At 61.1% G+C, this 13,286-nt stretch carries 9 protein-coding genes and 1 pseudogene; all 10 read left to right on the forward strand.

Going from position 1 to position 13,286, the window contains the following annotated elements; translation table 11 throughout:
- Positions 1-446: 446 nt before the first annotated feature.
- The 10 genes and pseudogenes from hsdR (at position 447) to CW360_RS10335 (ending at position 13,241) form a co-directional block, all read left to right on the forward strand.
- Complete coding sequence (gene hsdR, locus CW360_RS10290; protein WP_101193642.1) at positions 447-3,923, forward strand: type I restriction-modification system endonuclease; 3,477 nt, start codon at positions 447-449, stop codon at positions 3,921-3,923.
- A gap of 79 nt (positions 3,924-4,002) precedes the next feature.
- Positions 4,003-4,647 (forward strand): hypothetical protein, encoded by a 645-nt coding sequence (locus tag CW360_RS10295; protein WP_058073991.1) that lies wholly within the window; start codon positions 4,003-4,005, stop codon positions 4,645-4,647.
- Positions 4,644-5,348, forward strand: coding sequence for a nucleotidyl transferase AbiEii/AbiGii toxin family protein (locus tag CW360_RS10300; RefSeq protein WP_101193643.1), 705 nt, complete (start codon positions 4,644-4,646; stop codon positions 5,346-5,348). The genes CW360_RS10295 and CW360_RS10300 overlap by 4 nt, the downstream gene beginning before the upstream one ends.
- Entirely contained in the window at positions 5,349-6,032 is a 684-nt protein-coding gene (locus tag CW360_RS10305) for a protein phosphatase 2C domain-containing protein (RefSeq protein WP_101193644.1), read from the forward strand.
- A 56-nt stretch (positions 6,033-6,088) separates the two neighbouring features.
- On the forward strand, positions 6,089-7,630 hold the full coding sequence (locus CW360_RS10310; RefSeq protein WP_101193645.1) for a class I SAM-dependent DNA methyltransferase: 1,542 nt from the start codon (positions 6,089-6,091) through the stop codon (positions 7,628-7,630).
- Entirely contained in the window at positions 7,627-8,922 is a 1,296-nt protein-coding gene (locus tag CW360_RS10315; RefSeq protein ID WP_101193646.1) for a restriction endonuclease subunit S, read from the forward strand. Before CW360_RS10310 ends, CW360_RS10315 begins: the two co-directional genes overlap by 4 nt.
- Positions 8,923-8,957: 35 nt before the next feature.
- Positions 8,958-9,824 carry a hypothetical protein gene (locus CW360_RS10320; protein ID WP_101193647.1) on the forward strand — a complete coding sequence of 289 codons (867 nt, stop codon included), beginning with the start codon at positions 8,958-8,960 and terminating at the stop codon, positions 9,822-9,824.
- 62 nt (positions 9,825-9,886) lie between these two features.
- A pseudogene (locus CW360_RS17095) lies at positions 9,887-9,985 on the forward strand (restriction endonuclease); the annotation flags it as partial.
- A gap of 86 nt (positions 9,986-10,071) precedes the next feature.
- Positions 10,072-11,883, forward strand: a complete 1,812-nt coding sequence (locus CW360_RS10330) for a sensor histidine kinase (RefSeq protein ID WP_101193648.1) — start codon at positions 10,072-10,074, stop codon at positions 11,881-11,883.
- The gene (locus tag CW360_RS10335; RefSeq protein ID WP_101193649.1) at positions 11,880-13,241 is read left to right on the forward strand and encodes a sigma-54-dependent transcriptional regulator; all 1,362 of its coding nucleotides are present in this window, start codon (positions 11,880-11,882) and stop codon (positions 13,239-13,241) included. Before CW360_RS10330 ends, CW360_RS10335 begins: the two co-directional genes overlap by 4 nt.
- The last annotated feature ends 45 nt before the right edge of the window (positions 13,242-13,286 follow it).

Consider the following 13,286-nt stretch of genomic DNA (forward strand, 5'->3'; position numbering starts at 1 on the left):
AGCGCGCCGGGCTCCGCATGGAATCCGGCCTGTAGCGCTATGTTTGCGTAACAAGCCTGCACCTAAGTGCCTGTCAGGCAAGCCGAAAACGGTTTTCTTGTAATCAGTAGGTCCCGGGTTCGACTCCTGGTGCCGGCACCATACAAAACAAAGGCTCGCAGCAATGCGGGCCTTTGTTGTTTCTGCCGCGGGCAACAGCAGAACGAAAAAGCCTTCCCCTCAAAACCGTCGGTTCGGCCCTCATGCGCGGCGATTCACCATCGCTGCCGGAGCCAATCAGGCACGGTTTCCGTGCGAACCCGTTCTTTACGAACCAGCGCTCCCTCCGCGAAGCTGCAGTCGTGCGCCTCTATCCCGAGTACCCCCGGCGGGCAGCGTTCTGGCATCATCCCTCCCATAGCACAGCCAAGCCCGGATGACCGGGGGATGACTTCAAGGGATGGAACATGGCCGAGAGTAGTAACTTCGCCTTTCTCAAGGAACACGACCCCGTTTTCCTGCAGCTTGCGAGCACAGCCGAGCAGGTCTTCGCCAGCGATCCCAACACCACCCTGATCAAGTTGCGTCAACTCGGCGAAGCCTTGGCCCAGGATTTGGCCAGCCGTGCCGGTATCGAGTTCGATGCCACCACCACGCAGTCCGACCTGCTCTACAAGCTCAGCCGCGAGATCCAGCTGGATCAGAACATCCGCAGCCTGTTTCATACCCTGCGCGTCGAGGGCAACAAGGCCACTCATGAGTTCCGCACCCAGCACCGTGAGGCCATGGATGGGCTGAAGGTCGCCCGTGCTCTGGCCATCTGGCATCACCAGTCGTTCGGCAAGAATGCTCATGCGTTCAAACCTGGCCCCTTCGTCACCCCCGCAGACCCCAGCGCTCCGCTGCGCGATCTGCAAAGTCAGATCGAGCAGCTCAAGACGCAGCTCAGCGAGTCCAGCCAGCAACTGGAGAGCAACCAGAAGTTGGCTGACCTGCTCAAGCAGGAAGCCGAAGAATACGCCGTGCTTGCCGAGCAGATGGATGCCGAATCACGCAGCCATAAGCAGCTAGCAGCCGAACACGAAGCCGCATTGCAAAAGCTGCGCAGTGAGCACGAGCAAAGCCTCAAGGCTCTGCAGCAGCAACTGGCTGCCCAGCCACAAGCCAGCCAACAGGTCGCCAAGCTGACTCAGCAGGCCAGCAACAGCTTCGATCTATCCGAAGACCTGACCCGCATCTTGATCGACCAGCAGTTGATCGACGCCGGCTGGGAAGCCGACTCCCTCGACCTCACCTATGGCAAGGGAGCGCGCCCGGAGAAGGGCAAGAACAAGGCCATCGCCGAATGGCCCACCAGCAGCCCCAAAGCCTGCGCCGACTACGTACTGTTCGCCGGTCTTACGCCTATCGCCATCGTTGAAGCCAAGCGTAAGCGCATCAACATCGCCGACCGCATCCCCCAGGCCGAACGCTATGCCCGTGAGTTCAACGTGGCGCCCGAGCACCAGCAGCCCTGGTTGCTGGCGGGACAAACTCAGCCCTGGAGCGATGGCCAGGGTGGTTACTTCCGCGTGCCCTTTGCCTTCGCCTGCAACGGCCGGCCCTTTATCAAGCAGCTCGCTGAACAGTCCGGCACTTGGTTCCGTGACCTGCGCAGCCCGGCCAACACGCGCAGGCCGCTGCAAGACTTCCACAAACCGGGTGACCTGCTCGACCTGCTCAAGCGCAGCCAAGCAGACGCCGAGGCCAAGCTCAAAGCCGAAGGCTTCGCCTACCTCAAGCTACGCGACTACCAGGAGAAAGCCATCCAGGCCGTGGAGCAGGCTCTGGCCAACAATCAGCGTGACTGCCTGCTGGCCATGGCCACCGGCACCGGCAAGACGCGCACCATCATTGGCCTGATGTACCGCTTCCTGAAAGCCGAACGCTTCAAGCGCATTCTGTTTCTGGTTGACCGCAGCGCCCTCGGCCAGCAAGCCATCGACGCGTTCAACGACACCACGCTGGAGCAGAACCACACCCTGGCGCAGATCTACGACATCAAAGAGCTGGGCGACATGGCCGCTGAGGCGGAGACCCGCGTCCAGGTCGCCACCGTGCAAGCCATGGTCAGCCGCATCTTCCGCTCGGATAACCCGCCGCCCGTGGGAGAGTTCGACTGCATCATCGTCGACGAAGCCCACCGAGGTTACACCCTCGACCAGGAAATGACAGAAGGTGAGTTGGCCGTGCGTGATCACAGCCAATACCTCTCGCAGTACCGCCGCGTGCTCGACCACTTCGACGCCTGCCGCATCGGCCTCACCGCCACCCCGGCCAAACACACCAGCGAAATTTTCGGAAAACCGGTGTTCACCTACAGCTACCGAGAGGCTGTAGCCGATGACTGGCTGGTGGATCACGAACCACCGATCCGCTACGAAACCCAGCTCAGCAAACATGGCATCCGTTTCGAGAAAGGTGAGTCGGTCAGCGTTATCAACACGCAGACCGGCGAAGTCGACGTAGCCGAGCTGGAAGATGAACTCAGCTTCAACATCGAGTCGTTCAACCGCCGTGTGATCACCCCGGCCTTCGACAAGGTCATCTGCGACGAGTTGGCCAAGGAACTGGACCCGTTTGGCGAAGAGAAGACCATGATCTTCTGCGTCAACCAGGCCCACGCCGAACGGGTCAAAAACCTGCTCGACGATGCCTTCAAAGAAGCCTACGGCGAGCAATACAACGAAGCGGCTGTGCGCGTTATCACCGGGCAAAGCGACAAGGTTGAGCAACTGATTCGTCGCTACAAAAACGAGCCTAATCCCAATATCGCCATCACCGTCGACCTGCTCACCACCGGTATCGACGTACCGAAAATCTGCAATTTGGTGTTTATGCGCCGGGTGCGCTCGCGCATTCTCTACGAGCAGATGAAAGGCCGTGCCACCCGCCGCTGCGACGACATCGGCAAAACCGTATTCCGCATCTACGACCCTGTCGACCTTTACGCCAGCCTGGAAGCGGTCGACACCATGAAACCCCTGGTGAAGAACCCCAACATCAGCCTGGAGCAACTGGTCAGCGAACTCACCAGCGGAGCCAGCCATGACGCCCCTGGCAGTCAGGACGACAGCAGCCACGCCCATGACGTGCTTGACCAGCTGAGCCAGCGCGTCATGCGTATCCTGCGCAAGGCCCAGCACAAGGCCGAGGACAAACCCACGCTGAAGCAAAAGCTCGATGAGCTGCAGGATGCCTGGGGGGTCAAACCTGCCCAACTGCACAAACACCTGCACGACCTCGGCCCACAGCAAGCCGCCAACTTCGTCCGCCAGCACAGCCAGTTGCTCAATCAGCTCGCCGCCGTCAGCGCCCTGCTCGGCTCGGAGAACTACCCGGTTATCTCCACCCACAGCGACGAACTGTTAGTGCGTGAGCAGAACTACGGACAAAACCAAAAGCCGGCTGACTACCTGGAAAGCTTCAACGACTTTATTCGCAGCCAGCTCAACCAGTCCGCCGCCCTTAGCGTGGTGGTCAATCGCCCCAAGGACCTAACCCGCGAGCAACTGCGCGAAGTCCGCCTGCTGCTCGACCAGCACGGTTTCAGCGAAGCCAGCCTGAAAAGCGCCTGGCGCAACCAAACCAACCAGGAAATCGCCGCCAGCATCATCGGTTATATCCGCCAGGCGGCCATCGGCGAAGCGCTTTTGCCCTTCGACCAACGCGTGGCCAAAGCCATGCAAACCATCTACGCCCTGCAACCCTGGACGCCCGTGCAGCGCAAATGGCTGGATCGCCTGGCCAAGCAACTGGTGCATGAAGTGGTCATTGACCCGCAGCAGGTCAACGATGCCTTCCGTAACGACGGCGGCCTCAAAGCCCTGGATCGCAACCTGGGCGGCAACCTGGATCGGGTGCTAGAAGCCCTGAACGAGAACTTGTGGCAAGCGGTTAGCTGAGTGATTGACAGCTGCTATGCATGAACGCTTAAACTGTCCTCAGTCCTAGGACAAAGGACAGTCGCTAGCCGAGGCCGCAATGAAGAGTCAAGACGTTCTGTTGCTGATCAAGTTGATCTGCCTTGAGCAGCGTGAGCGCCTGCAGCAAAGGCTCGACAGCGAAACTGCAGAGCTAATTAAACTCGGCGACATCTACGCAGCCGACCAATGGCAAGGCTGGGAAGATCATTCAGAGCAAGATCCTCCCGTCCACCACGACAGCTACTCCGTTCGCGCACTGCAAGCGTCACTCGGTATCAGCAAAACCGAAATTGCCTCAGCGCTAAAGCGCTGCCAGCAGATCGGGCTGTTGCGGGTAGACCCAAACACCCAGCTGCCTCGGGTCAACAGCAAAGCACTACTGGGCTTTATCGAGTACGGCTTGCGCTACGTATTTCCAGTCAAACCAGCAGAAATTGTCCGAGGTATTCCCACCAGCTTTTCCGCGCCCGTGCTACAGGACAAGCTCATGAGCGGTGGTGACCTTATCCATGTTTGGCCAGACGCTTACGGCAATCGCAAGGGGCAATCCATCACCCCCCTATTTAAAACAGTGCCCGGAGCGGTCAAGAAAGACCCTCGCCTGTATGAATATCTGGCCTTGATAGATGCAATTCGCCTGGGTAATGCCAGGGAGGCCAATCTCGCCAACGAAATCCTGCGTGAGAAGGTTCTGCAAGCATGAGCCACACACACAACATTCAAATGCTCGAAGTGGTCGCCCAGGCGCTCGGCCCAGACCTTTGCCAAGAGGTTGCATTCGTCGGCGGCTGCACCACAGCCCTGCTGTTGACTGATGAATTCAGCCGTGAAGAAGTGCGTTACACAGACGATGTCGATTTGGTTGTTCATCTCACCGGCTACGCCCAATGGCAAAAGCTGGTCGAGCAACTGCAACAGAAAGGCTTCAAGCAATCACAGCAGGATGACGTCATCTGTCGCCTGCGCCTCGGTGAGTTGAAGGTCGATTTCATGCCCGAAGATTCCGAAACCGCCGATCTACTGGGCTGTAATAACCGCTGGTTCAAGGACGGCCTGGCCAACGCACAGTGTCACGTGTTACCCAGCGGTTGTCGTATTCGCCTATTCACCCCACCCTACTTTCTAGGCAGTAAACTGGAGGCCTACGCCGGGCGTGGCGCGCAGAACCCGCTGGGCAGTCAGGATCTTGAGGACATTCTCAATCTGGTTAACGGCCGCGAAGAACTGCTGCAGGAAGTCGACGCTGCCGAACCCGAACTACGCACTTACCTGGCAGATAACCTCACCTCACTGCTAAGCATTAACGACTTCGGCTACTTGGTGCAGGACGCTGCCCGTGGCGATGACGAGCGTGAACAGATTATTTGGCAGCGCTTGCGTCATCTCGCCCAGGTAGCTGCCTGAATGCACGCAATCCTGCAGTGGCACACCCAGGCTGGCACCCTCACGGCCGACAACCGCGATGCCTGTGCCCATATTGAGCAGGCTCACGCCAGCCTTTACCTGATCGCCGATGGCAGCAGCAACCACCCGCGCAGTGGCGAGTTGGCCACCGCGCTGCTGGCAGAGCTTGCCCAGGGGTTTAACAACTTACCTGCGGCTGAACTGACCCCTGAGCAAGTGGCAGAAGCGTTGCTGCAACTAATCGCCAACAGCCATCAAGCCTTGGGGGATGCACACCCGCAGGCGGCGTGTAGTTACCTGGTGCTATGTCTGCTCGGCGATACCGCGTTCAGCATCCATGAAGGCGACTGCTGCCTGGGGCTGATCGAGCAAAGCGGCAAGATTGACTGGCTGAATAGCGCGCACTGTGCTGCCAACTGGCAAGGCAACCTCAGTCATGCAGAAATTGCGCAAGCACCATCACGCCACCGCCTGACTCGCTGCTTCAGCGCCAGGCGAGCGAGCAACCCCGAAGTAAACCACTGGCCTCTTGAGCCAAACCAGCATTGGCTGCTAGCCACTGATGGCTTCTGGGCTGGCCTGAGCGAGCAGCAGCAACAGAGCTTTTTACACAAAGGTAGCCTGCCCGCGCCGCCCACCGATGACGACATCAGCTGCCTGAGCATCATCACACCGCCTACTTGATGAGCCGAATAACACCCCCTATTCGGCTCACACCCTGAACAAGCTAGAGAGACGCCATGACCAATTCCGACATCGTCCAGAAGCTCTGGAACCTCTGCGACATCCTCAAGGATGACGGCATCAACTACAGCGACTACGTCACCGAGCTGGTCTTGCTGCTCTTCAGCAAAATGGAATACGAGCAGGTGCAGAACAACGCCAGCTTCGCCCACAAGCTGCCCGAAGGGGCGCGCTGGTCAGACCTGGCGGGCAAATCCGGCCTGACCCTGCTCAACCACTACCGGCAAATGCTGCTCGATCTGGGCAAGAGCAGCGACCCCTTGATTGCCGCCATCTATGCCGATGCGCAAACCAGCATCCGCGAGCCACGCCACCTCGAACAGTTGATCAAAAGCCTCGACTCCATCGACTGGTTCAGCGCGCAGAAAGATGGCCTGGGCGACCTCTACGAAGGCCTACTGGAAAAGAACGCCACTGAAACCAAATCCGGCGCGGGCCAGTACTTCACCCCGCGCCCGCTGATCGACAGCATCATCAACTGCCTCAAACCCCAGCCCGGTGAAACCATCCAGGACCCGGCTGCTGGCACCGCCGGTTTTTTGATTGCCGCCGACGCCTATATCAAGCGCCACACCGACGACCTCTATGACCTCGATGAGAAAGCCCGCAGCTTTCAGCGCAACCGCGCCTTTGTCGGCATCGAACTGGTGCCCGGCACCCGCCGTTTGGCGCTGATGAACACCCTGCTGCACGGCATGGAAGGCGATGAAGAAGGCGTGGTGCACCTGGGCAACGCCCTTGGCCAGGCCGGCGCCAACCTGCCCAAGGTGGACGTGATTCTCTCCAACCCGCCGTTCGGCACGGCCAAAGGCGGCGGCGGCCCGACCCGCGACGACCTCACCTACAAAACCAGCAACAAGCAACTGGCCTTCCTCCAGCATATTTACCGAGGCCTCAAGCCCGGTGGCCGCGCCGCCGTGGTGTTGCCGGACAACGTGCTGTTCGAGGCCGGCGTCGGCACCGAGGTGCGCCGCGACCTGATGGACAAGTGCAACCTGCACACCATCCTGCGCCTGCCCACCGGCATCTTCTACGCCCAGGGCGTGAAGACCAACGTGCTGTTCTTCCAGAAAGGCAGCACCGCCAACCCGCGTCAGGAACAGGGCTGCACCCAGCGCGTATGGATTTTTGATCTGCGCAGCAATATGCCCAGCTTTGGCAAACGCACACCCTTCGGCGCGCAGCACCTCAAACCCTTCGAGGACGCCTACGGCGATGACCCGAACGGCCATAGCCCGCGTGCCGAGAATGTCGAAGGCATTGGCGAGCTCAGCCGCTTCCGCGTATTCACTCGCGAGCAGATCCGCGAGCGCGGCGACTCGCTGGATATCAGTTGGCTCAAGGATGCCGACAGCCTGGATGCAGCCGACCTGCCCGCTCCGGAAGTGCTGGCTGGCGAGGCCATGGCAGAACTGACCGAAGCCCTGCATGAGCTGGAAGAGTTGATGAAGGCGCTGGGGGCTGGGGATGAAGTGGCGGCGCAGAAGCAGCTACTGGCAGAAGTAATGGGACTTTCTGCTGGCGAGGAAGATGTATGAGTGCCGGGTTCCCCACCAGCTGGTTGCCCGTCAGTTTCGATGATGTATTCGCTCAAGTCTCGACTTCGGGGAAGAAGGTAAAAACCGCAGATACTCTGGCTGAGGGCGAGTTCCCCGTAGTGGATCAAGGACGGACATTCATTTCTGGCTATCTGGACAATGCGAACTTAGTGGTGTCTGACGATAAGCCACTGATAATTTTTGGCGACCACACACGCGAGATTAAGTGGATAGATTTTCCGTTTATTCCCGGTGCAGACGGTGTACAAATTCTGAAGCCACATCCAGAAATGGATGCGCGTTTCTTGTATTTCTTTCTGCGCAACCTTCCGATTGAAAGCAAGGGGTACGCAAGGCATTTCAAGATCGTGAAGGATGCAGAGTATCTGGCTCCACCGCTCGCCGAACAAACCCGCATCGCCGCCAAGCTCGATGAACTGCTGGCCCAGGTCGACACCCTCAAAGCCCGCATCGACGCCATCCCCGCGCTGCTCAAACGCTTCCGCCAATCCGTCCTCGCCGCAGCGGTTTCCGGGCGGTTGACGGAGGAGTGGCGGGAGTTCACGACTACTGAAAGCAAAGCCAATACAGCCCAACTTGGTGAGCTGATTACGGAAATGCGGAATGGGCTCTCAGCCAAGCCAAACGAGGACGGCAAAGGGCTGCCAATTCTCCGCATCAGCTCTGTTCGGGCAGGCTCTGTAGATCAGGCCGACATCCGCTTCCTTGACTGTAATACGGCCGACAAGGAGCGTTATGCACTGAGAGTTGGAGACCTTCTGTTCACTCGTTACAACGGAAGTCTTGAACTGGTCGGGGTTTGTGGCCTGGTAAGACAGTTAACACATGCTGCTCTTGTATATCCAGACAAGCTCATTCGCGTCCGATGTGAAACGGATGTCGTGTTGCCGGAGTACTTGGAAATTTTTTTCGCGGAAACTTCCGTGCGGCAGAGGGTTATGGACCTTGTGAAGTCAACCTCAGGGCAAAAAGGGATTTCCGGGCAAGATCTAAAGGCGCTCTGTGTCACTTATCCCAGTCTGTCTGAACAAACCGAAATAGTCCGCCGCGTCGAACAACTGTTCGCCTTCGCCGACCAACTGGAAGCCAAAGTCGCCTCGGCCAAAGGCCGTATCGACCATCTAACCCAAAGCATCCTGGCCAAGGCATTTAGGGGCGAACTGGTTCCGCAAGACCCGAACGACGAACCGGCCAGCGTGCTGTTGGAACGCATCAAAACCCAGCGCGCCGCCGCCCCCAAGGCCAAGCGCGGCAGAAAGGCTTCGGCATAAACACACTCTTCACCCGCTAACGCAGGAGCTGCCGCATGAACCCCAAGGACTGGATTGATTTGCTGCAGCGCCTGTTTGCCTGGTTCAGTGAGCGGCGTAACCCGGTACGCCAGCAGGCCGCACGCGTACTGGCGACTTTTGAAGCCCATGGCGTGGCACGCACTGAGATCAACGCTCTGTTACCGGAGGCGCTACAGCTATCCGCCTACCAATGGTCGAGTGCCGATCAGCTCAAGCTGGCCTTGCGCCAAGCACACCTGGATTGGCTCAACCAGCATTTCGCGCTCGCAGAAGGCTGGCTGACCGGGCAAAGCGATTCAGCTCATCAGCATCTCTTCAGCTACAAAGCGCCGGAACGGCTAAATCAATGGTTTCAGGAACACCGCACGCCTGAAACCTTTCTTGAGTTCAAGCTGCACCTGCTCACACCCGACACCCGCGAAATCGGGCCGGACTCAGCCGGCTATTACGCTCTGCTTCTGGAGCGAATGAATGAAGAACATTCAGTGTGCAGACGCTTTTACCACCTCACCGCAGGCGGTCACTTCGAGCATCGGCCCTGTTTGATCCATCTCCTACAGGTATTGGCTATCGCCCATCACCACGGCACCATCATGCGCCGCTCGCAGCTGGATGAGGCCTCCCTGTATCAGCTGAGTCACCATAAAGAGCTTATCCCCAACTGGCTGGGCAAGTGCCGCCCTCACCCCCTGGAGGCCGACCATGAGCTATGGCCACATTGCTCCGGGCACTCCCCATGGCTTGATGAACTGCGCGCAGAGGCCGAACAGGGCCTACGCCGCGCCGGGCTAACCGAGGTGTTGGAACAGTTGCACAACGATACCCTGCGTTTTTCACGCAAACCCAGCAGCGGCCAATTGGCTGCACCCGTGCCCCGCTGAGTGCAAGGAGGCTTTATGCCAATTCCAGATTGCCAAACGGTTATGCTCCCGTACTTGCCGCAGTGGCCGATGGTGCTCCGCTGGCACTGAGCGCATTGCGCGAGCGGATTACCAATGAGCTCCAACTCAGCGAAGCGGAACGCCACGAGCGCCTGCCTTCGAGCCGGCAGACCGTCATCAACAACCGGGAGGGATGGGCGCGCACGGGCACGCGGCGGGCGCGCGGAGCCTCAGGCATAATCGGCGCATGGACAAAAAACACCTACCGCCGCGCCTGCGCTGGCGTAGCCTGTTGCTGCTGGCCTTGCTGCTGGCGCCTTTGCTGTGGCCGCTGCAAGGGGTGGTTCAGCGCCATTACAGCGAGCAGCTGGCCGAACAGAATCGCCAGACGCTCGACCTGTATGTCGCCAACCTGTTGGGCACGCTGCGTCGTTTCGAAGTGCTGCCGGCCATCTTCGGCCAGCTGCCGGTGCTCCGTGCGCCCCTGCTGGCGCCCGAGGATGCGGCACGGCGAGACCAGGCCAACCGTCTGCTGGCCGGACTGCAACGGCAAACCGGCGCTGATGTGATCTACCTGATGGCGCCGGATGGTCGCACCCTGGCTTCCTCCAACTGGGCGGCGGAAGACTCCTTCATCGAACGCAACTTCGCCTTCCGCCCGTACTTCCGCGAAGCCATGCAGGGCCGCCTGGGACGCTTTTTCGGACTGGGCAACACCTCGGGCAAGCGCGGCTACTTCTTCGCGGCGGCCATCCGTGACGCGGAACGCACGCTCGGCGTACTGGTGGTCAAGGTCGATCTCGACCATACCGAAACCTTGTGGGGCAACAGTCCCGAGCGTCTGCTGGTCACCGACCAGCATGGCGTGGTGATCCTCACCTCGCACGCGGCCTGGCGCTTCCGCGCCACCCGCGAGCTGGATGCCGCCGACCACGCGGCGATTGCCGCCAACCAGCCCTACCCAACCCTGGCGCCACGCCCCCTGCAGCTGGAGCAAGCGCAGTGGCTGCGTCAGGACCGCAAGCTGGCGGAAACCGGCTGGCAGGTCAGCATCCTGACGCCGCGCAACCTGCTCGATCGCCCGGTGCAAAGCGCCATGCTGATTGCCGGCAGCGCCTGGCTGTTGCTGATCCTGCTCCTCGGCCTGCTGCTGCAGCGGCGCCGGCACTACCTGGAACGCATTGCCCTGGACAGCCGGGCACGCCAGCACCTGGAGCAGCGCGTACAGCAACGCACCCAGGCCCTCTCGCAGCTCAACCAGCGGTTGCAGGATGAGGTACTGGAGCGTGAGCAGGCCCAGCAGGAGCTGGCGCGCACCCAGGACGAGCTGTTGCAGGCCGGCAAGCTCTCGGTGCTTGGCACCATGTCGGCAAGCATCAGCCACGAGCTCAATCAGCCGCTGGCGGCGATTCGCAGCTACGCCGATAACGCCGTGGTGCTGCTCGACCAACAGCGTCAGGCCGAGGCCCGCGACAACCTGCTGCAAATCAGTGGCCTGACGGCGCGCATGGCCTCGATCATCGCTCATCTGCGCGCCTTTGCCCGTCGCGATAGCCATGCCCCGGAGCGTGTAGCCCTGCAGCCAGCCATCGATGACGCCCTGGCCTTGCTGGCCAAACGACGCCGAGAGCTACAGGTCGAGCTGATCCGCGACCTGCCGGAGGCGCCACTCTGGGTACAGGCCGGCGAAACCCGCTTGCGCCAGGTACTCGGCAACCTGCTGGGCAATGCCCTCGACGCCCTGGGCGAGCGCCCACCGCCCCGCCGCCTGACCCTGAGCACCCAGGCACAAGGGGAATACATCGCCCTGCTGATCCACGATAACGGCCCCGGCTTCACTGATGAGGCCTTGGCACGTGCCCGCGAGCCCTTCTTCACCACCAAGACGCGCACCCAGGGCCTGGGCCTCGGCCTGGCCATCTGTGACAGCCTGCTGCGCGCCCTGGGTGGCGAGCTGCAGCTGGCCAACCATGCCGAGGGCGGGGCACTCCTGACCCTGCGCCTGCGCGCAGTAGATGCCGGCGCGCGCCCCCTGTCTCCGGAGGATACCCCTGCATGACCAGCCATCTGCTCGCCGACAGCCAGGTACTGCTGCTCGACGATGACCCGCACCTGCGCCAGGCCCTGGCACAGACGCTCGACCTGGCTGGCCTGCGGGTGCATAGCCGGGGTACTGCCGCAGGCCTGGCCGAGGAACTGGAAGACGATTGGCCCGGCGTGGTGATCAGTGACATCCGCATGCCGGGCATCGACGGCCTGCAGCTGCTCGCCCAACTGCAGGCCCACGATAGCCAGTTACCGGTTCTACTGATCACCGGGCACGGTGATGTGCCGCTGGCCGTACAGGCGATGCGCGCCGGCGCCTATGACTTTCTGGAAAAGCCCTTCGCCAGCGATCTGCTGCTGGATAGCGTGCGACGCGCCCTGGAGATGCGCCGCCTGGTACTGGACAACCGCCGTCTGCGCCTGGCTCTGGCCGACCGCCAGGCCCTGGACGGCCGCCTCCTCGGCCAGTCACCCGCCATGCAGCGTCTGCGCCAGCAGGTGGGGGCCCTGGCGGCAACCCAGGCCGACGTGCTGATCCTCGGTGAAACCGGCGCCGGCAAGGAAGTGGTGGCGCGCGCCCTGCATGAGCTATCCAGCCGACGCCAGGGGCCTTTCGTGGCCATCAATGCCGGCGCGCTGGCCGAGTCGGTGGTGGAAAGCGAGCTGTTCGGACATGAAGCCGGTGCCTTCACCGGGGCCAGCAAGCGACGTATCGGCAAGTTCGAATTTGCCAGCGGCGGTACGGTGTTTCTCGACGAAATCGAAAGCATGAGCCTGGATATCCAGGTCAAGTTGCTGCGCCTGTTGCAGGAGCGCCGTCTGGAACGGCTGGGTGGCAACCAGGCGGTGGCGCTGGATATCCGGGTGATCGCCGCAACCAAGGAGGACCTGCGCCAGGCCTCCGAGCAGGGGCGCTTCCGTGCCGACCTGTTCTACCGGCTGAACGTCGCCAGCCTGGCTATCCCACCGCTGCGCGAACGCGGTGACGACTGCCTGCAGCTGTTCCAGCATTTTGCCGAGAATGCCGCACTGCGCCACGGCCTCAGCCTGCGCCACCTGGAGGGCCACGAACAGGTAGCACTGCTGCGGCACAGTTGGCCAGGCAACGTGCGTGAGCTGAGCAATGCCGCAGAGCGCTTCGCCCTGGGCCTGCCGCTCGATCTGGATGGCCAGGTGCCGCTCAGCCAGCCCAACGCCGGTAGCCTCAGCCAGCAGGTAGAAGCCTTCGAGCGGGCGCTGATCGCCGCCGAACTGGCGCGCAACCATGGCTCGCTGCGTAGTCTGGCCGAAGCCCTGGGCCTGCCTCGCAAGACCCTGCACGACAAACTGCGCAAGCATGGCCTGGGTAGCCAGGAAGACGGCCAGGCCTAGCCGCCACTACGCCATGAAAAACGCCCAGCACGCAAAGCGGGCTGG

Origin of the sequence: Pseudomonas fluvialis (genome assembly GCF_002835605.1) — a bacterium.
In the GTDB taxonomy this organism is placed as follows: Bacteria; Pseudomonadota; Gammaproteobacteria; order Pseudomonadales; family Pseudomonadaceae; genus Aquipseudomonas; species Aquipseudomonas fluvialis.